The following is an 18420-nucleotide window of genomic DNA, read 5'->3' as shown; positions in this document are numbered from 1 at the left end:
GTTGTTACAGTCAAAGGACAAAGCCCTTCTGATGCCCGAAACCCGGTAGAAGCGGGGCCCCGGCATTGAAGGCGAAACGCCAGTTGATACGGCCATCCCGCTTGAGGCCGAGGCGCACGACGCCCAGCTGCCCCTCGCGGAACAGCGCGACGACGCGACCGCCATCGGCGATCTGATCGGTCAGCGTATCGGGAAATTCCTCGATCGCGCCCTCGACGAGCGCTGCGTCATAGGGGCCTTGGCTGGCGCAGCCTTCGACCAGCGGGCCCTTGATGACGGCGACATTGAAGACATCCTGCGCGGCAAGCCGGGTCTCGGCCTCGGCGGCCATTTCGGGGTTGTCCTCAACGGCGATGACAGCCTCGACGATGCGGGCCATCAGGGCGGCGGCGTAGCCGTAGCCGCTGCCGACATTCAAGACCAGATCGTCATTTTGCAGGTTCAGCGCGTCGATCATCTTGCCCAGCGTCCGCGGCTCCAGCAGCACGCGGCCGGGGGCCAGCTCGATATTGTTCTCGGCATAGGCGACATCCCTGCGGGAATCCGGCACGAACTGCTCGCGCGGGACGTTCAGCATCGCCTCGATGACGGGGTAGCTGGTTACTTCGTTCGGACGAACCTGGGTGTCGACCATCATGGTGCGGCGCTGCGCGAAATCGGTCATCTGCAAACCCTGCTTTCGGTTGGCTTTCCGATCTATTGCCACGAAAATTCCGGACGGGCAACGCCCGCTGCGCCATTGCGCCAGTCCTGACGTCGTGGCATCACCATAGCATGGCCGAATATCTCTTTCCCGCGCCCCGTCCCGCGTCGCTGCCCGTGATCGGACAGGGCCTGCGTTTTCCGGTCGGTCGTATCTTCTGCGTGGGCCGAAACTATGCCGCCCATGCGGCCGAAATGGGGTCCGAGGTCGACCGCGAGGCACCGTTCTATTTCCTGAAATCCTCGCATGCGGTGCGGGAAAGCGGCGGCATCCTGCCCTATCCTCCGGGGACCGAGGACCTGCATCACGAAATCGAGATGGTGGTGGCCATCGGCGCGCCGGTCTTTCGCGCGACCGTGAACCGGGCGGCGGATGCGATCTGGGGCTATGGCGCGGGGCTGGATCTGACGCGGCGCGACCTGCAGGCCAAGGCCAAGGCCATGCAGCGGTCCTGGGATCTGGGCAAGAATTTCGAGGGCTCGGCGGTCCTGTCCGCATTGACGCCCGAGCGGGACTTCCATCCCGCGAACCAGCGTATCCACCTTGAGGTAAACGGCGCGACCCGGCAGGATTCGGTGATTTCCGACATGGTCTGGTCGATCCCCGAGATCATCGCGGACCTGTCGCATTACTATCATCTGGCGGCGGGCGACCTGATCATGACCGGCACCCCCGCCGGTGTCGGTGCGCTGCGCCCCGGAGACCGGGTTTCCGGCGGCATCACCGGGCTTGCGCCGCTCGAACTGACCATCGGTCCGGCGGAATAGCTTGGTTCGCGCCATTCCATGATCATCTGCGTCTGGGTGACGATGGCGGCAACCTTGCTGTCGTCGTGCGTCACCGTGGTTTGCAGGACCATGGTGCGCCCCTTGCGCAGGGCGATGCAGCGGCCATGGGCGGTGTCGCGGGCATATGCAGCATCACCTCATCCTTGTCGGCGGAAATCAGCCGGATGCCGAGCGACTCGGAAAAGGGCGACTGCTCATGGGACTGCGTGCCTTGACCGTCAGTCATGCCCGCCCCTCCCTGACTTGCCCCCGCAGGGTTTCTTCCATGTTCAAATATCCAAAACCGGCGCTATTCGACCACGATCCCGGCGGGTCCTGTCTCGGCGGTGCCGATGATCGCGGCCAGCGGGAAACCGGCGGCGCGGATCTGTTCCAGCACCTCGCCGGCGGCTTCCGGCGCGCAGGCGACCAGCAGCCCGCCCGAGGTCTGCGGATCGGTCAGCAGATTGCGCTGCCACGGCGCCAACCCCTCGGGCAGCGTGACATCAGTGCCGTAAGCGGCCCAGTTCCGGGTCGAGGCGCCGGTGAAAAACCCCGCCTCGGCCAGTTCGGCGGCGCGGGACAAAAGCGGCAGATCGGCCAGCCGCAGGCGCAGGGTCAGACCGGCGCCGCGGGCGATCTCCAGCCCATGGCCCAGAATGCCGAAACCCGTCACATCGGTGATGGCATGGATATCGGCGCGTTTCGCCAGATCGCTGCCCACCTTGTTCAAGAGCGTGGTCGAGGCGACCATCTCGGCCAGCTCGTCCGCATCCAGCGCGCCCTTCTTGATCGCGGCGGAATAGATGCCGACGCCCAACCCCTTGGTCAGGATCAGGACGTCGCCGGGGCGCGCATCGGCATTGCGGCGCAGCTCGGACGGGTGGCAGAGTCCGATCACGGCCAGGCCGTAGATCGGCTCGGGCGCGTCGATGGAATGGCCGCCGGCGACGGGAATGCCGGCCTCGGCGCAGATGTCGCGGCCTCCGGCAAGAATCTCGCGGATCTGCTCGGCGGGCAGCTTGTCGATGGGCATGCCCAGGATCGCCAGCGCCATGATCGGCCGCCCGCCCATGGCATAGATGTCGGAAATGGCGTTGGTCGCGGCGATGCGGCCGAAATCGCGCGGATTATCCACCATCGGCATGAAGAAATCGGTCGTGGCGATCACGCAGGTATTGTCGTCCACTTGCCAGACGGCGGCATCGTCCGAGGTCTCGGTCCCGACCAGAAGCTGCGGAAAGACCTGCGCCACCGGCTGATCGGCCAGCAATTCGCGCAGGACCGAGGGCGCCAGCTTGCAGCCGCAACCGCCGCCATGCGCCAGCGCCGTCAATCTGGGATGTTCGTTCATGTCCTTGCCCTCCGGTCCGTCAGCCGGCGCACCGTAACGTAGAATGCCGGGACCATGAAGATGCCAAGGAAGGTCGCGGCGATCATGCCGCCCATGACCCCGATGCCGATGGAGTTCTGCGCCCCGGCCCCCGCGCCCGTGGCCATGGCCAGCGGCGTCACCCCAAGGATGAACGCGAGCGAGGTCATCAGGATCGGCCGCAGCCGCAGCCGCGCGGCCTCAATGGCGGCGGCGACGGTGGCACGGCCCGATTGTTCCAGCTCGCGCGCGAATTCGACGATCAGGATGGCGTTTTTCGAGGCAAGCCCGATGGTCGTCAGGATCCCCACCTTGAAATAGACGTCATTGGCCTGACCGAATGTCAGCGCGGCGACGATGGCCCCCAGAACCCCCACCGGCACCGCCAGCATGACCGAAAACGGGATCGACCAGCTTTCGTAAAGCGCGGCCAGCGACAGAAACACCACCAGCGCCGACAGCGCGAAAAGCCAGGGCGCCTGATTTCCGGCCTGCCGTTCCTGATAGGACAGGCCCGTCCACGCCGTGCCATAGCCGCCGCCGGGCAGTTCGGCGACCAGTTCCTCCATCGCGGTCATGGCGACGCCGGAGCTGGCATCGGGGCCGGGCTGGCCGCCGATCGACACCGCGTCGATGCCGTCGATGCGCGACAGGCTGGGTTCTACCGGCTCCCAGCGGGTGGTGATGAAGGCGGTAAAGGGCACCATCTCGCCCTGGGAATTGCGGGCATACCAGCTGTCCACATCCTCGGGCTGCATGCGGTTCGCGGCGGCAGATTGCACGATCACCGGGCGCAATTGCGCGCCAAGGGCAAAGTCGTTCACCTCATCCCCGGCAAAGATCGTGGACAGCATGGCATTCACCGCCGAGATGCTGACGCCAAAGCTTTCGGCCTTTTGCTGGTCGATATCGATGCGCAGCGCGGCGTCGTCCTCAGAGCCGTCATTCTCGACCCGCTCAAGCCGGCTGTCGCCGCCCGCCGCCAGTTCCAGCTGATCGGCGGCATCGTTCAGCCGGTCGACGCCATGCCCGCCCTGATCCAGCAGATACATGCTGAACCCCGACGAATTGCCCAGCCGCGGAATCGCCGGCGGCTGCATGAAGCTGATGCGCCCGGCGCGGTGCTTCTCGAAATGTGCATTCGCCCGTTCGGCAATGGCGGCGGCCGAGGCCTCGGTGCCGCTGCGCAGATCGAAATCGCGCAGCTTCACGAAAATCATTGCCCGGTTCTGGGCCGTGCCGCCAAAGCTGAATCCCAGCGCGACATAGACCGATTCGACGGTCTCGGCCTCGTTTTTCAGCATGTAATCCTCGATCTCGCGCACGACGGCCAGGGTCTGCTGCGCGGTCGAGCCCTCGGTCAGGGTGATGCGCGATTGCAAGACGCCCTGATCCTCTTCGGGGATGAAGGTGGTGGTCATGCGCCCGAAAAGGTCATAGGCGCCATAGCTGATCCCTGCCAGAACCAGCATGATCAGGAAGGGCCGGCGCAATGTGGCGCGCACGGTCGTGGAATAGCCGCGCGTCATCCGCTCGAACGCGGCATTGAACCAGCGCGCCGGGGCGAAATGCGACGGCCCCTGATGGGCGCGCAGCAGACTTGCGCACATGGCTGGTGTGAGAATCAACGCGACCAGCAGGGACAGCACCATGGCGGTGATGATGGTGATCGAGAACTGCCGATAGATCACCCCGGTCGAGCCGGGCATGAACCCCATCGGCAGGAACACTGCCGACAGGACCAGTGCGATCCCGACCAGCGCGCCGCTGATCTGGCTCATGCTTTTCTCGGTGGCGGCGACCGGGTCCAGCCCCTCCTCCTGCATGACCCGCTCGACGTTTTCGACGACGACGATGGCGTCATCGACCAGCAGGCCGATGGCCAGCACCATGGCGAACATGGTCAGCGTGTTGATCGAATATCCCAGCGCCGCCAGCATGGCGAAGGTGCCCAGCAGCACCACCGGAATCGCGATGATCGGGATCAGTGTCGCCCGCCAGTTCTGCAGGAACAGCAGGATGACCAGAAACACCAGCACGATGGCCTCAAGCAGCGTGTGATAGACCTTTTCGATCGACAGCTCGACAAAGGGCGCGGTGTCATAGGCGATGTTGATATTGACCCCTTCGGGCAGGGCGTTTTTCAGCCCGGCCAGCGTCTCGCGGACCGCGTTCGCCGTCTCGACCGCATTGGCCCCAGTCGCAAGGTTCACCGCAAACCCCGAGGCATTCATGCCATTAAAGCGCGAATCGCGGCCATAGATGGCCTGTCCGATCTCGACCTCGGCCACATCGCCCAGATGCACGGCGGCGCCGTCCTCGCCGGTTTTAAGCAGGATGTTGCGAAAATCGTCGGTCGAGGTCAGCTGGCTTTGCGCGGTGATGGTGGCGGTGAACTGCTGGCCCTGCACGACCGGCTGGCCGCCAAGGCTGCCCACGGAAACCGTACTGTTTTGCTGGGCCACGGCGGTGGTGATGTCCGTGGGCGTCAGCTGGAACTGCGCCAGCCGCAGCGGGTCCATCCAGATCCGCATCGCATAGCCCGAACCAAAGACATTGACCCCGCCCACGCCCTCGGTGCGCTTGACCGGGCCTTCGACGACCTGCTCCAGCAGATTGCCCAGCTGGATGGTCGAATGCTGCCCCGTGGTCGAGACCAGCGAGCCGACCATCAGGATCGACGAGGACGAGCGCGTGACCGACACCCCGTCATCCTGCACCGGCGAGGGCAGGCGGCTTTCGACCGAACGCACCTTGGACTGCACCTCGTTCAGGGCATCGACCGGCTCGACGCTGTCGTCAAAGGTCAGGGTGATGACGCTGCGCCCGGTCGAGGACGAGGATTCGGTATATAGCAGCCCGTCAAGCCCGGTCAGCGCGTCCTCGATGGGGGTGGTGACGCTGTTTTGCACCGCCCGCGCCGTGGCCCCCGAATAGCTTGAGGTGATGCGCACGGTCGTGGGCGCGATATCGGGATATTGCTCGACAGGCAGGGTAAAGACCGACCAGCCGCCAATCAGCATGGTCACGATGGCCAGCACCCAGGCAAAGACCGGGCGGTGGATAAAGAACTGCGCCATCTCAGCCCTCTCCGGCTGCGGTCTTGTCGGCGCTTTCGGGCACCTCGCGGACCACGCCCTCGGCGTCGATGGTGACGGGGACGGTGGTGATTTCGGCATCGGCACGCAGGTCGTCCAGCCCGTCCAGGATCAGCTGCTCGCCGGGGGTGATGCCCTGAATGACGATCCAGCTGTTGCGATAGCTGCCGGTCTCGTTCAGCGTGACCTGCGCCGCCTTGCCCTCGCGGGCGACAAAGGCGGTCAGTGTCCCGTCCGAGGCGCGGCTGGTCGCGCGCTGCGGCACCAGAACGGCGCGCGTCGTGCCCAGCGTCAGCTTCAGCCGCAGGAACTGGCCGGGCAGGATCACGCCCTCGGGATTGTCGAATTGCAGGCGGATCGGCACCGTGCCGGTGGTCGACGACACGCTGATCCCCGGACTGACAATACGGCCCGTGCCGTGATATTCCTCGCCGGTTTCAAGGATCAGTTGGGTCTGTACCTCGCGGCTGGCGGTCAGTTGCCCGGCATTGATCCGGGCGCGGTTGCGCAGCATGCGGGCGCTGGATTCCGAGACATCGATATAGATCGGGTCCAGCTGGGTGATGGTGGTCAGCGCCTCGGACTGGCTGGCGGTGACCAGATCCCCGACCGAGACGGCGGCCACATCGGCCATCCCGTCCAGAGGGCTGGTGATCTCGGTCCGCTCCAGCGCCAGCCGGGCCGAATCGCGCGCGGCCTCGGCCGATTTCACATCCGCCTCGGCCTGCCGCACGGCCACCTCGGCGCTGGCCCGGTCCACCGCCGATACGCCCGACCCCTCCAGCCGGCGATAGCGGGTGACGGTGTTCTGCGCCTCGGTCAGGCTGGCCTCGGCGCCGATGACGGCGGCCTCGGCTGCGGCCAGCGCGGCGGCCAGCGTTTCCGGGTCCAGCCGGAACAACAGGTCGCCCGCCTTGACCGACTTGCCGGGATCATAGGTGATTTCCAGAACCTCGCCGCCCACCTGCGGGCGGATGCTGGTCTGCTGATAGGCAATGGCACGGCCGGGCAGGGTCACGGTATAGGGCACATCCTCTTGCGTGACGGTCATCACCCCCACCTCGGTCGGCCCGCGCGGACCCGGCGCACCCTGTGCCAGCGCCTGATTCGCCAGCATCAGCGCCAGCGCCACCCATAAGAATACCTGTTGCCGCATGGCCATTCGCCGATCCCGGTTCTTCGCTCGTTGCCGGCATCTTTTAGAGCGCGAACCCCAATGGCAAGTAAACGGAACGGCATGACCTGTCCGCCGGACGGGGCCTGATGCCATCTTCCATGTTCAAATATCCATGCGGCCTTGACGCAAGCGCGATGCAAGCAGGCGTCAGAAATCGACGCAAAGCCCCTTTTTCTCGTAATCGCCATAGCGCACCGGCTCGGGGCCGTCGCGCCCGCCCAGCTCGGTGGGCAGGTCCAGAGGCTTGGCATTCCGGCGCCGTTCCTCGGCCTCGGCCAGGGCGCGCTGCGCGGCGGGGGGCAGATCCTTGCGGTCGGTCATGGCGGTTTCCCTTGCATCGCGCTAGATGCAGGCAATCTAGACATGGGGCAGGCATTGAACAAGTCACAGGGCAGATCGGGGCGCAAGCCAGCCGGGGACACGGCACGTATGGGCGCGCTGCGCCTGCTGGCGGCGGTCGATGAGGGCGCGACGCTGGACGAGGCCGCAGCCCTGAACGAGCGCCTTGCGCCCCCCGACCGTGCCCGTGCCCGCCGCCTCGCGCTTGAGGTGCTGCGCTGCACCCAGCCCGCCGATGCCGTGCTGATGCCGCTGATGGCCCGCCGTCCGCGCCCCGATATCCTGCGCATCCTGCGCCTTGCCACCGTCGAGATGCTGGCCCTGGGCGAGGCGCCGCATGGCGCGGTCAATGCCGCCGTGGCGCTGACCCGCGGCCTTGGCGGCAAGGGGCAGGCGGCATCGGGCATGGTGAACGCGGTGCTGCGCAAGGTCTCCTCGGCCCAGAACATCTGGGCCGACCTGCCCGCGCAGCGCATGCCTGACTGGCTGCGCAAGCCCGTCGCCGCCCAATGGGGCGAGGATATCGCCCTTGCCATCGAGACCGCGCATGAGGCCGGCGCGCCGCTTGACCTGACCCCAAAGGGCGCGATGCCCGAGGATATGCCCGGAGAGGCGCTGCCCACCGGCTCGTATCGGCTGGCTTCGGGCACGCAGGTCAGCGTGCTGCCGGGCTATGAGGCGGGCGACTGGTGGGTGCAGGACGCCGCCGCCGCCATGGCGGTGCGGGTGCTTGACCCGCAGCCCGGCGAGGCCATTGCCGATCTTTGCGCCGCGCCGGGCGGCAAGACGCTGCAACTGGCCGCCGCCGGGGCCGAGGTCACGGCGGTCGATATCTCTCAGGCGCGGCTGGCCCGCGTGGCCGAAAACCTTGCCCGCTGCGGCCTCAGTGCCACGCTGGTCGCGGGCGATGCGCTGGACTGGCGGTCCGATGCGCCGCTGGATGCGGTGCTGCTGGATGCGCCCTGTTCGGCGACCGGCACGATTCGCCGCCATCCCGAATTGCCGCGCATCCGCGATGGCGCGGGCCTTGCCGAACTGACCGAACTGCAATCGCGGCTGATCGACCACGCACTGGACATTCTCAAACCCGGCGGGCGGCTGGTCTATGCCACCTGCTCGCTTTTGCCTGCCGAGGGCGAGGACCAGATGGCCGCAGCCCTTGCCCGCCATCCCGGTCTGACGGTCGAACCTCCGCAGGCGCCGGGCATCGATCCGGCATGGATCACGCCGCAGGGCGCCTTGCGGCTGCGCCCGGACCTGTGGCCGGAACGCGGGGGCATGGACGGGTTTTTCATCCTGTGCTTGCGGAAAACAACCGAAGGGACATAAGGTTGCGCCGTTCCAACAACTGCCCAGTCCATGACCGATAGCACGACCGCCCCAAGGGGGTTTCTGCGCCGCCCCGAACCCAAAGCCATCGGCCATGCCGGACGGGGCGAGCAGATCGTTGGCGGAGCGCTGCATCTGGGCGGCGTCACGCTGAATGGCGACTTCTTTGCCGCCGATGTGCCTCCGACCGTCAGCGCCGAGCTGCACGGCTTTGGCTGGCTGGACGATCTGGCCGCCGTCGGCACGCCAAAGGCGCGGGCGCTGGCGCAGGACCATGTGCTGCACTGGCTGAAACAGCACCGCGTGCCCGATGCCAGCCGCGTCGAATGGGCGCCCGAGGTGGCGGGCCGGCGGGTGCTGCATTGGATCTTTCATGCCGGGATGATCCTGCCCGGTCTGGATCGCGACGGGGCCGAGCCCTATTTCCGGGCGCTGGACACGCATCTGAACCATCTGCGCGACAGCTGGTACGAGACCGTCGACGGGCTGAACCGGCTTGAGGCGCTGGCGGGCCTGGCCATCGGCGCAATGTCGCTGCGCGACCGCCAGTTCATGGCGCAGCCCGCGCTGATCGCATTGGCCGAGGAAGCCGACGCCATGGGAGTCGGCACGCTGTCCGAGGCGCGCGCCCCCGAATCGCTGCTGGAGGCCATGGCCCTGCTGGTCTGGGCGCAAGAGGTCGCGGCGGAAACGGGACTGGACAGCCCGGCCGAGCTGACCGCGATCATTTCCGAAATCGCCCCGATCCTGCGCGCGTTGCGCCATGCCGATGGCGGTCTGCCCAGCTTTCACGGCGGCGGGCGCGGGGCTGCGGGGCGGCTGGATCGCTGCCTGCGCGCGGCCGAGGGCGCGGCTTTGCCCGCGCATGGCCTTGCCATGGGCTTTGCCCGCATGGCGCGGGCGCGCACGACGCTGATTCTGGACGCCGCACCCCCGCCCGGCGGTCCGGCGGCGGTCCGCGCCCATGCCTCAACGCTGGCGTTCGAGTTGACCGTGCAGCGCCAGCCGCTGATCGTGAATTGCGGCCCCGGCGACGGTTTCGGCCCGCTTTGGGCCAAGGCCGCGCGCGCCACGCCCTGCCATTCGGCGCTATGCCTGGCGGGGCTTTCCAGCTCACTTCTGAATCCCAACCGTCAGGAGGGTGAGCCCGATATCCTGACCGAGCGTCCGGCACTGGTCTGGGCAGGCGATTGCGATGAATTGGGCAATCTGACCGCGCCCGATTTCGGCCCTGCCCATTCGCCCGAACCCGCACATCTGCTGTCAGGCCATGACGGCTGGCTGGCCAGTCACGGGCTGACGCATCTGCGTGAATTGTGGCTGGAACCCGACGGCCTGTCGCTGCGCGGCGAGGATTCGCTGGCCGCGCTGGATGCCAGCGCCCAGATCCGGCTGGATCAGGTCCGCCCCGAGGACGGGCTGGCCTTTGACCTGCGTTTCCACCTGCACCCCGATATCGACGCGCGGATGCAGGGACAGGAGGTGCAACTGACCCTGCCCAATGGCGAGCTCTGGCAGTTCAGCCATGACGGGGTGGGCGAGGCCCGGCTTGAGGCATCCTGCCTTCTGGACCGGACTCTGGCCGAGCCGCGCCCCTCGCGCCAGATCGTGATTTCCGCGCGTCTTCAGGGCAAGGCCATCCAGATCGGCTGGACCTTGGCGCATTCCGGCGCTAGGTGACGGGCCACATCCGCGATCCATAACGGGGCCTGACCGATGACCGACCGTATTCCGCTGAAGCGTGCGCTGATTTCCGTGTCCGACAAGACCGGGCTGATCGACTTCGCAAGGGCGCTGTCGGCGCGAGGGGTCGAGCTGCTCTCGACCGGCGGCACCGCCAAGACCCTGCGCGAGGCCGGGCTGACCGTCCGCGACGTCGCTGACGTGACCGGCTTCCCGGAAATGATGGATGGCCGCGTCAAGACGCTGCATCCGGCGGTGCATGGCGGGCTGCTGGCGCTGCGCGACAGCGAGGAACACATGGCCGCCGCCACCTCGCACGGGATCGGCATGATCGACCTCTTGGTCGTCAACCTGTATCCGTTCGAGGAAACTGTCGCCAAGGGTGCCTCGTATGAGGATTGCATCGAGAATATCGATATCGGCGGCCCGGCGATGATCCGCGCCGCCTCCAAGAACCACGCATTCGTGACCGTGGTCGTGGACGTTCAGGACTATGCCGCCGTGCTGGCGGAACTGGACGCCAATGACGACACCACCCGCTATGCCTTCCGCCAGCGTCAGGCGCAGATCGCCTATGCCCGGACGGCGGCCTATGACGCGGCGGTCTCGAACTGGATGGCGGGCGCCATTGGCGAGGACATGCCGCGCCGCCGCGCCTTCGCCGGCACGCTGGCACAGGGGCTGCGCTATGGCGAGAACCCGCATCAGGCGGCGGGTTTCTACAAGGACGGCTCGGACCGGCCGGGCGTGGCCACGGCCCGGCAATGGCAGGGCAAGGAGCTGTCCTACAACAACATCAACGACACCGACGCGGCCTTTGAACTGGTGGCAGAGTTCGATCCGGCCGCCGGTCCCGCCGTCGCCATCATCAAGCACGCCAACCCCTGCGGCGTGGCGCGCGGCGCCTCGGCCATCGAGGCGTATCGGCGCGCCTATGACTGCGACCGCACCTCGGCATTCGGGGGGATTGTCGCGCTGAACACGGCGCTGGACGCCGATACCGCCCGCGCCATCACCGAGATTTTCACCGAGGTCGTCATCGCCCCCGAGGCCAGCGACGAGGCGCGCGAGATCTTTGCCGCGAAAAAGAACCTGCGTCTCTTGACCACCGGTGGGCTGCCCGATGCGGGCGCGGCGGGTCTGGCCTTCCGTCAGGTCGCGGGCGGCTTTCTGGTGCAGGGCCGCGACAATGGCCGCATCCTGCGCAGCGACCTGAAGGTGGTGACCCAGCGCCAGCCCAGCGAGGCCGAACTGAACGACCTGCTGTTTGCCTGGACCGTCGCCAAGCATGTGAAATCGAACGCCATCGTCTATGCCCGCGATCTGGCGACGGTCGGCATCGGTGCCGGCCAGATGAGCCGCGTCGATTCGACCCGCATCGGCAAGCGCAAATCCGAAGACATGGCCGAGGTGCTGGGTCTGGATCAGGCGCTGACCATCGGCTCGTCGGTCGCATCGGACGCGTTCTTCCCCTTTGCTGACGGGGTCGAGGCGCTGGCTGCGGCGGGCGCGAAAGCGGTGATCCAGCCCGGCGGCTCGATGCGGGACGCCGAGGTGATCGCGGCCGCCGACCGTCTGGGTCTGGCCATGGTCTTTACCGGCCAGCGGCATTTCCGCCACTGATGAGCGACGCCTCGACCCCCAAGAAACCCGCGGCCCCCCGCAAGCGCGCCAAAAAGGCGCCGCCGCCGCGTGTCTGGCGCAATGTCGGGCTGTGGGCGGGGCTGATCTTTTTCCTGGATCAGGCGCTGAAATATCTGGTCGTGCATGTGCTGCAACTGGACCGGGTGCGCGAAATCGACGTGCTGGACCCGTGGCTGAACCTGCGCATGGCCTGGAATCAGGGCATGAATTTCGGCCTGTTCGCCAGCGATGTCGACACCACGCGCTGGATCCTGATTGGCATCGCGCTTGCGGTCTGTTTATGGGTCGGGATCTGGGTCGGCCGGGCCAAACCCTCGCGCTTTGCGCAGATTTCCGCCGGGCTGCTGATTGGTGGCGCCTTGGGCAATGTCGTCGACCGGTTCGTCTATGGGGCGGTTGCCGATTTCCTGAACATGTCGCTGCCCGGCTGGCGCAATCCCTATAGCTTCAACGTCGCCGATATCGCGATCTTCATGGGCGCGCTTGGGTTGGTGCTGCAACCGCCCGAGAAAAAGCCCGAACCCAAGAAACGCCGCGCGCCGGCAAAGCCCCGGACGGCGAAACCCCGCCCGGAACCGGCCGCGGATCCGGGCAACGGATCGCTTGTCGAACAGGGCGATCTGTTCGCGGGCGACAAGACCCGTGACGAGGCCGGGAATTCACGCTAGAACGACGCCAGAAGAACATGAGGGACGGACGATGCGGGCGATCGCGCTGACAATGACCATGCTGTGGCTGGCCGCCTGCAGCAACGATCCGCATCTGATGAACACCAGTGGCGGGCAGGACGGGCCGGATGAATTCGGCATCGTGCCGACAAAGCCCTTGCAGATGCCCGAGGATCTGAACGCCCTGCCCGCGCCCACGCCGGGCGGCAGCAACATCACCGACCCGACGCCGATGGGCGATGCGGTGGCGGCGCTTGGCGGCAATCCCGCGCAGCTGTCGGCGCAGGGCATCGGCGCCTCGGATGGCGGGCTGGTCAATTATGCCTCGCGCATGGGCCGCGACCCGGCGATTCGCCAGCTGACCGCACAGGAAGATATGGAATGGCGCAGCCGCCATTCGCGCCGCGTGCTCGAGGTTCTCGCGCGCTCGAACGTCTATTACCGCGCCTATGAGCCGATGACGCTGGACAGCTGGGCCGAACAGGAACGCTGGCGCCCGACCGGCGTGCTGCTGCCCGCGGCGCCGCCCGTCAATCGCGGCGCGCCGGTCGAGTCGACCGATCCCAACGTTCAGGGCGCGGTGCTGGTGAAGTGACCGCGCATCCTCACGGGTGATCACGCTTAGATGACGGGCCCCGGGCTTGCGCCCAACCGCCCGGCGGGGCAGTTTTCGGCACGCGACCCGGAACCGGAGCCTGCCCATGACGATTTTCACCCGCGCGGCGCCCCTTGCGGCTTTGCTGGCCGCCCCGCTTGTGACCGGCCCTGCCTTGGCCGAGATGCCCAAGGGAATCAGCCACTTCACCCTTGATAACGGCCTCGAGGCCGTGGTGATCGAGGATCACCGCGCCCCGGTCGTCGTGCAGATGGTCTGGTACAAGGTCGGCTCGGCCGATGAGCAGCCGGGAAAATCCGGCATCGCGCATTACCTGGAACATCTGATGTTCAAGGGCACCGACAAGGTTGCGGCGGGCGAGCTGTCCAAGACCGTGACCGCCAATGGCGGCATGGACAATGCCTTTACCAGCTATGATTTCACCGCCTATTTCCAGCGTATCGCCAGCGACCGCCTGCCCTTGGTCATGGAGATGGAATCCGACCGCATGGCCAACCTCAAGATCGGCGAGGACGACTGGCAGGCCGAACGTCAGGTCGTGCTTGAGGAACGCTCGCAGCGCACTGACAGCGATCCCGGCGCCCAATTCGCCGAGGAGCGCAGCGCGGTCCAGTTCTACAACCACCCCTATGGCCGCCCGGTCATCGGCTGGCGCGCCGAGATGGAGGGGCTGACCCGCGACGATGCCAATGCCTGGTATGACGCGCATTACGCCCCGAACAACGCGGTGCTGATCATCGCCGGCGACGTGACGCCCGAGCGGGCCAAGGAGCTGGCGCAGGAATATTACGGCCCGGTCAAGCCCAAAGCCGGCGCCGAACGCGGACCCCGCCCGCAGGAACCCGAGCAGCGCTCGCCCCGCCGGATGGAGCGTTCCGACCCCCGCGTGGCCGAGCCGGTGCTGATCCGCACCATTCTGGTCCCCGAACGCAATCCGGGCGACCAGAAGACCGCCGCCGCGCTGACCGTGCTGGCGGAACTGCTGGGCGGTTCGGCCCAGACCTCGGTTCTGGCGCGGGAACTGATGCTGACCGGCAAGGCGCTTTTCGTCGATGCCGGCTATGACGGCCTGTCGGTCGATCCGACCACATTCACCATCGCGCTGATGCCCGCGCCCGGCCTCTCGAATGCCGAGGCCGAGGCGGCGCTGGACGCGGCGCTGGAAAAATTCCGTCAGGACGGTCCCGACCCGGCACAGCTTGAGCGGGTCAAGACGCAGGTCCGCGCGGCTGAGGTCTATAAAAAGGATTCCGCCCATGGCCGCGCCTATGATTATGGTCAGGGCCTGTCGATCGGGCTGGGGATCGAGGATGTAAACGACTGGCCCGAGATCCTTGCCGCCGTCACCCCCGAGGATATCCGCGCCGCCGCCGAGCTGGTTCTGGACAGCAAGGCCGATGTGACCGGCTGGCTGCTGCCCGCAGCCGCGCCTGCCGCCACGCCCGCCGTGACCCCGGCCGGGGACGCCCCCGCCGCATCGACCGACCCAGCCAATCCGGGGGAAAGCCAATGATCCGCGCCCTTGCCACTTTCGTCTTTGTCGCGCTGGCCAGCCTTCCGGCGCGCGCCATCGAGATCCAGCAGATCACCTCGCCCGGCGGCATCAAGGCATGGCTGGTCGAGGATCACTCGATCCCCTTCACCGCGCTGACCCTGATGTTCAAGGGCGGCGCCAGCCTTGATGCGCCCGACAAGCGCGGCGCTATCAACCTGATGACCGCGCTGCTCGAGGAAGGCTCGGGCGAGATGAACTCGGTCCAGTTCGCCGAGGCGGCCGAGGCGCTGGCGACCAGCGCCAGCTTCAATGTCAGCGACGATGCGCTGGTGGTCAGCGCCCGCGCCCTGACCGAAAACCGCGATCAGGCCGCTGACCTCTTGCGTCAGGCGCTGACCCAGCCGCGTTTCGACGCCGACGCCATCGAGCGGGTGCGCGCACAGGTGCAATCGTCGATCCGCAGCGAGGCGACGGACCCCGAATCCATCGCCACCAAGGCGCTGGCGGCGCAGGCCTGGGGCGATCACCCCTATGCGACCTCGATCAACGGCACGGCCGAATCGGTTGCCGCGCTGACCCGCGACGACCTGATCGAAGCGCAAAAGCGCATTCTGGCCCGCGACCGCGTGGTGGTGGCCGCTGCCGGCGATATCGACGCCGAGGCCTTGGGGCTGCTGATCGACAAGGTGCTGGGCGGGCTGCCGGAAGCCGGCTCGGTGCCCCTGCCCGAACCGGCGAAACTGGGCCTGACCGGCGGCGTCACGGTGATCGACTGGGACAGCCCGCAGACCGTTGTGACCTTTGCCCAGCCCGGCCTGCCCATGTCCGACCCCGATTATTTCGCCGCCGTGGTCGCCGATCACATTCTGGGCGGCGGCGGGTTTTCCTCGCGCCTGATGGACGAGATCCGCGAAAAGCGCGGCCTGACCTATGGCGTCGGCACCGGCCTTGCCAATGCGCTTTACGGCGAGACCTGGCAGGGCGGCATGGCCAGCGCCAATGAAAAGGTGGCCGAGGCGGTCGATCTGATCCGGCAGGAATGGGCGCGCTTTGCCGAGGGCGGCGTGACCGACAAGGAACTGACTGACGCCCGCACCTATCTGACCGGCGAATATCCGCTGCGCTTTGACGGCAACAGCAAGATCGCCAGCATTCTGGCCGGGATGCAACTGGTCGGGCTGCCCGCCGATTACGTCAATACCCGCAATGCCAAGGTCGAGGCGGTCACGGCTAAGGACGTGCAGCGCGTCGCGCAGCGCCTGCTGCATGCCGACCAGATCCGCTTCGTGCTGGTCGGCCGGCCGCAGGGGATCAGCGGTGATGCGGCTGCCGCGCCGTCGAACTGAGGCAATGATGGATGCTGCCCGCGGTTTGCCGCCGCGGGCTGCGGCCTAATTCGGAATCCCGCCGCCATATTGTACCGCGGTTTCCCAGGTCGGGGCGTTTCTGCCGCCGCCCGGGGCGCTGTCGACCGGCTGGAATTTCGCGCCGGTCATCGAGCTGAGGTCACAGGCGCTTAAAATCAAAACCGCGCCGAACAGAAGAATCGCAATAGATTTGTTCATGATCGTCCTCCGGATGATGAACCTGTCGCGCTGAGATAAGTGCATTCAGGGCGATCGTGGTTCCCCGGTTTGCGGCTTTGCGATGAAGTTCTTTTCGCCTTGCCGGGGGCCTGCTATATCTGGGGTCATGAATACCCACATGCCCAATATGCGCCCCATCATCCGCCAGTTGGATGAGGCCGCCGCCAACCGCATCGCGGCCGGCGAGGTGGTCGAGCGTCCGGCCTCGGCGGTCAAGGAACTGGTCGAGAATGCGCTGGATGCCGGTGCCACCCGGATCGAGGTCTCCATCGCCAAGGGCGGCAAGGCGCTGATCCGGGTCAGCGACGATGGCTGCGGCATGACGGCGGATGACCTGCCTCTGGCGCTGGCCCGGCATGCGACCTCAAAGATCGACGGCAGCGACCTTCTGGATATCCGCAGCTTCGGCTTTCGCGGCGAGGCTTTGCCCAGCCTTGGCGCGGTGGGGCGGTTGACGATCACCAGCCGCGCGCCCGGCCATGACGGCGCGCAGATCTCGGTTGCGGGCGGACGCGCGCAGGCAGTCCGACCTGCCGCCGGCAATCGCGGCACCGTGGTCGAGCTGCGCGACCTGTTCTTTGCCACGCCCGCGCGGCTGAAATTCCTGCGCAGCGACCGCGCCGAGACCCAGGCCGTGGCCGACACCCTCCGCCGCCTCGCCATGGCCGAGCCCTATGTCGCCTTCACCCTGACCGACGAGGATGAGGGCCGCGTGCTGTTTCGCGCCGATGCCGAACATGGGGAACTGTTCGGCGCCTTGCAGACCCGGCTTGCCCGCGTCATGGGCCGCGATTTCATCGACAATGCGCTGGCTATCGACGCCACCCGCGACGAGATCTCGCTGACCGGATTTGCCGCCCTGCCGACCTATTCGCGCGGCGCGGCGGTGGCGCAGCATCTTTACGTCAATGGCCGCCCGGTCCGGGACAAGCTGCTGACCGGGGCGCTGCGGGCGGGCTATATGGATGTGCTGGCCTCGGGCCGGCATCCGGCGGCGGTGCTGTTTCTGAGCTGCGATCCGCATCTGGTCGACGTCAACGTCCATCCCGCCAAGGCCGAGGTGCGCTTTCGCGACCCCGGCCTTGCACGCGGGTTGGTGGTCAGCGCCCTGCGCCATGCGCTGGCCGGGGTGGGGCATCGGTCGTCGTCCACCGTGGCCACGGCGGCGCTTGGCGTGGCGCGGGTCGAGCCTGCCCCAGAGGCTACCCCGCGCAGCTATCAGGCCGATTACCGCCCGGCGCCGGGCTTTGCGCCGCGTCCCTCGGCCCCGGCCATCGCCGCCAGCCTTGCCTTTCAGGCCCCCGGTTTTGCCGAGGCCCCGACCGCCCGGGTCGAGCCCGAGATTGCCGCTGAACCGGATGCGCCGCTGGGTGCCGCCCGTGCGCAACTGCATGAAAACTGGATCATCGCCCAGACCGCCCATGGCATCGTCATCGTCGATCAGCATGCCGCGCATGAGCGGCTGGTCTATGAGCGCCTGAAAGCGCAGGCCGAGGCGCATGGCATCGCCAGCCAGGCCCTGCTGATCCCCGAAATCGTCGAACTGTCCGAGGTCGACGCCGCCCGCATCCTCTCCATCGCCGAGGATCTGGCCGGGCTGGGGTTGGTGATCGAGCCATTCGGCGGCGGCGCCATCGCCGTGCGCGAGGTGCCAGCGCTGATCAAGCGCATCGACGCGCCCCGCCTGATCCGCGACATTCTGGACGATCTCGAGGATCAGGGCGCGTCCGATCGTCTCAGGGCGCGGGTCGATGCGGTGCTGTCCTCGATGGCCTGTCATGGCTCGGTCCGCTCGGGTCGGCGCATGAATGCCGAGGAAATGAACGCGCTTTTGCGGGAAATGGAGCGGGTGCCGAAATCCGGCCAGTGCAACCATGGCCGCCCGACATGGATCGAATTGAAGCTGGCCGATATCGAGCGGCTCTTCGGGCGCTAGTTGACCT

General features: G+C 67.0%; 16 protein-coding genes. 9 read left to right on the top strand and 7 right to left on the bottom strand.

The genetic code is table 11. The features are described from left to right. Positions 1 to 10 precede the first annotated feature (10 nt). A complete protein-coding gene (locus DFP89_RS03760) occupies positions 11 to 664 on the bottom strand; it encodes a protein-L-isoaspartate O-methyltransferase family protein (protein ID WP_114348046.1) in 654 nt (217 codons plus the stop codon). Positions 665 to 774: 110 nt separating this feature from the next. On the opposite strand from DFP89_RS03760, the gene DFP89_RS03755 reads away from it, so the two are divergent. Then, a complete protein-coding gene (locus tag DFP89_RS03755) occupies positions 775 to 1470 on the top strand; it encodes a fumarylacetoacetate hydrolase family protein (protein ID WP_114348045.1) in 696 nt (231 codons plus the stop codon). Between the two features lie 70 nt (positions 1471 to 1540). Here the strand turns inward: DFP89_RS03755 and DFP89_RS20245 are convergent, their stop codons facing one another. The 5 genes from DFP89_RS20245 to DFP89_RS03735 form a co-directional block, all read right to left on the bottom strand. Continuing rightward, positions 1541 to 1717, bottom strand: a complete 177-nt coding sequence (locus DFP89_RS20245; RefSeq protein ID WP_181870233.1) for a hypothetical protein — start codon at positions 1715 to 1717, stop codon at positions 1541 to 1543. A gap of 63 nt (positions 1718 to 1780) precedes the next feature. Further along, positions 1781 to 2824 carry a selenide, water dikinase SelD gene (selD, locus tag DFP89_RS03750; RefSeq protein ID WP_114348044.1) on the bottom strand — a complete coding sequence of 348 codons (1044 nt, stop codon included), beginning with the start codon at positions 2822 to 2824 and terminating at the stop codon, positions 1781 to 1783. After that, positions 2821 to 5922: an efflux RND transporter permease subunit gene (locus DFP89_RS03745; RefSeq protein WP_114348043.1), complete on the bottom strand. Its 3102-nt coding sequence runs from the start codon at positions 5920 to 5922 to the stop codon at positions 2821 to 2823. The genes selD and DFP89_RS03745 overlap by 4 nt, the downstream gene beginning before the upstream one ends. 1 nt (position 5923) lies before the next feature. After that, positions 5924 to 7102 (bottom strand): efflux RND transporter periplasmic adaptor subunit, encoded by a 1179-nt coding sequence (locus DFP89_RS03740; protein ID WP_114348042.1) that lies wholly within the window; start codon positions 7100 to 7102, stop codon positions 5924 to 5926. Between the two features lie 162 nt (positions 7103 to 7264). Further along, positions 7265 to 7438, bottom strand: a complete 174-nt coding sequence (locus DFP89_RS03735; protein ID WP_114348041.1) for a DUF1674 domain-containing protein — start codon at positions 7436 to 7438, stop codon at positions 7265 to 7267. A gap of 42 nt (positions 7439 to 7480) precedes the next feature. Between DFP89_RS03735 and DFP89_RS03730 the strand changes: the two genes are divergently transcribed. The 7 genes from DFP89_RS03730 to DFP89_RS03700 all read left to right on the top strand — a co-directional run bounded on the left by DFP89_RS03730 (position 7481) and on the right by DFP89_RS03700 (position 16237). Next, positions 7481 to 8785 carry an RsmB/NOP family class I SAM-dependent RNA methyltransferase gene (locus DFP89_RS03730; protein WP_181870232.1) on the top strand — a complete coding sequence of 435 codons (1305 nt, stop codon included), beginning with the start codon at positions 7481 to 7483 and terminating at the stop codon, positions 8783 to 8785. A 30-nt stretch (positions 8786 to 8815) separates the two neighbouring features. Next, positions 8816 to 10465 (top strand): heparinase II/III family protein, encoded by a 1650-nt coding sequence (locus DFP89_RS03725; RefSeq protein ID WP_114348040.1) that lies wholly within the window; start codon positions 8816 to 8818, stop codon positions 10463 to 10465. A gap of 36 nt (positions 10466 to 10501) precedes the next feature. Next, a complete protein-coding gene (gene purH / locus DFP89_RS03720) occupies positions 10502 to 12091 on the top strand; it encodes a bifunctional phosphoribosylaminoimidazolecarboxamide formyltransferase/IMP cyclohydrolase (RefSeq protein ID WP_114348039.1) in 1590 nt (529 codons plus the stop codon). Next, entirely contained in the window at positions 12091 to 12780 is a 690-nt protein-coding gene (gene lspA, locus DFP89_RS03715) for a signal peptidase II (protein WP_114348038.1), read from the top strand. The genes purH and lspA overlap by 1 nt, the downstream gene beginning before the upstream one ends. 31 nt (positions 12781 to 12811) lie before the next feature. Next, positions 12812 to 13375, top strand: coding sequence for a DUF3035 domain-containing protein (locus DFP89_RS03710; protein ID WP_114348037.1), 564 nt, complete (start codon positions 12812 to 12814; stop codon positions 13373 to 13375). A 106-nt stretch (positions 13376 to 13481) separates the two neighbouring features. Then, complete coding sequence (locus DFP89_RS03705; RefSeq protein WP_114348036.1) at positions 13482 to 14909, top strand: M16 family metallopeptidase; 1428 nt, start codon at positions 13482 to 13484, stop codon at positions 14907 to 14909. After that, complete coding sequence (locus DFP89_RS03700) at positions 14906 to 16237, top strand: M16 family metallopeptidase (protein ID WP_114348035.1); 1332 nt, start codon at positions 14906 to 14908, stop codon at positions 16235 to 16237. The genes DFP89_RS03705 and DFP89_RS03700 overlap by 4 nt, the downstream gene beginning before the upstream one ends. Positions 16238 to 16282: 45 nt before the next feature. On the opposite strand, the gene DFP89_RS20085 is transcribed toward DFP89_RS03700, so the two are convergent. Next, positions 16283 to 16501 carry a hypothetical protein gene (locus DFP89_RS20085; RefSeq protein WP_147273263.1) on the bottom strand — a complete coding sequence of 73 codons (219 nt, stop codon included), beginning with the start codon at positions 16499 to 16501 and terminating at the stop codon, positions 16283 to 16285. 82 nt (positions 16502 to 16583) lie between these two features. On the opposite strand from DFP89_RS20085, the gene mutL reads away from it, so the two are divergent. Next, on the top strand, positions 16584 to 18413 hold the full coding sequence (mutL, locus tag DFP89_RS03695) for a DNA mismatch repair endonuclease MutL (RefSeq protein WP_114348034.1): 1830 nt from the start codon (positions 16584 to 16586) through the stop codon (positions 18411 to 18413). Positions 18414 to 18420: the final 7 nt, after the last annotated feature.

It is taken from the genome of Paracoccus lutimaris, assembly GCF_003337565.1.
In the GTDB taxonomy this organism is placed as follows: domain Bacteria; phylum Pseudomonadota; class Alphaproteobacteria; order Rhodobacterales; family Rhodobacteraceae; genus Paracoccus; species Paracoccus lutimaris.
The sequence above is the reverse complement of the archived record's forward strand: the minus strand, read 5'-3'. Positions and strand labels throughout refer to the sequence as shown.

Coding starts and splice junctions, on each gene's coding strand:
- DFP89_RS03755 (WP_114348045.1), top strand. CDS start 775: ATGGCCGAATATCTCTTTCCCGCGCCCCGTCCCGCGTCGCTGCCCGTG.
- DFP89_RS03725 (WP_114348040.1), top strand. CDS start 8,816: ATGACCGATAGCACGACCGCCCCAAGGGGGTTTCTGCGCCGCCCCGAA.
- DFP89_RS03705 (WP_114348036.1), top strand. CDS start 13,482: ATGACGATTTTCACCCGCGCGGCGCCCCTTGCGGCTTTGCTGGCCGCC.
- DFP89_RS03735 (WP_114348041.1), bottom strand. CDS start 7,438: ATGACCGACCGCAAGGATCTGCCCCCCGCCGCGCAGCGCGCCCTGGCC.
- DFP89_RS20245 (WP_181870233.1), bottom strand. CDS start 1,717: ATGACTGACGGTCAAGGCACGCAGTCCCATGAGCAGTCGCCCTTTTCC.
- mutL (WP_114348034.1), top strand. CDS start 16,584: ATGAATACCCACATGCCCAATATGCGCCCCATCATCCGCCAGTTGGAT.
- DFP89_RS20085 (WP_147273263.1), bottom strand. CDS start 16,501: ATGCACTTATCTCAGCGCGACAGGTTCATCATCCGGAGGACGATCATG.
- DFP89_RS03700 (WP_114348035.1), top strand. CDS start 14,906: ATGATCCGCGCCCTTGCCACTTTCGTCTTTGTCGCGCTGGCCAGCCTT.
- lspA (WP_114348038.1), top strand. CDS start 12,091: ATGAGCGACGCCTCGACCCCCAAGAAACCCGCGGCCCCCCGCAAGCGC.
- purH (WP_114348039.1), top strand. CDS start 10,502: ATGACCGACCGTATTCCGCTGAAGCGTGCGCTGATTTCCGTGTCCGAC.
- DFP89_RS03760 (WP_114348046.1), bottom strand. CDS start 664: ATGACCGATTTCGCGCAGCGCCGCACCATGATGGTCGACACCCAGGTT.
- DFP89_RS03730 (WP_181870232.1), top strand. CDS start 7,481: ATGGGGCAGGCATTGAACAAGTCACAGGGCAGATCGGGGCGCAAGCCA.
- DFP89_RS03745 (WP_114348043.1), bottom strand. CDS start 5,922: ATGGCGCAGTTCTTTATCCACCGCCCGGTCTTTGCCTGGGTGCTGGCC.
- DFP89_RS03710 (WP_114348037.1), top strand. CDS start 12,812: ATGCGGGCGATCGCGCTGACAATGACCATGCTGTGGCTGGCCGCCTGC.
- selD (WP_114348044.1), bottom strand. CDS start 2,824: ATGAACGAACATCCCAGATTGACGGCGCTGGCGCATGGCGGCGGTTGC.
- DFP89_RS03740 (WP_114348042.1), bottom strand. CDS start 7,102: ATGGCCATGCGGCAACAGGTATTCTTATGGGTGGCGCTGGCGCTGATG.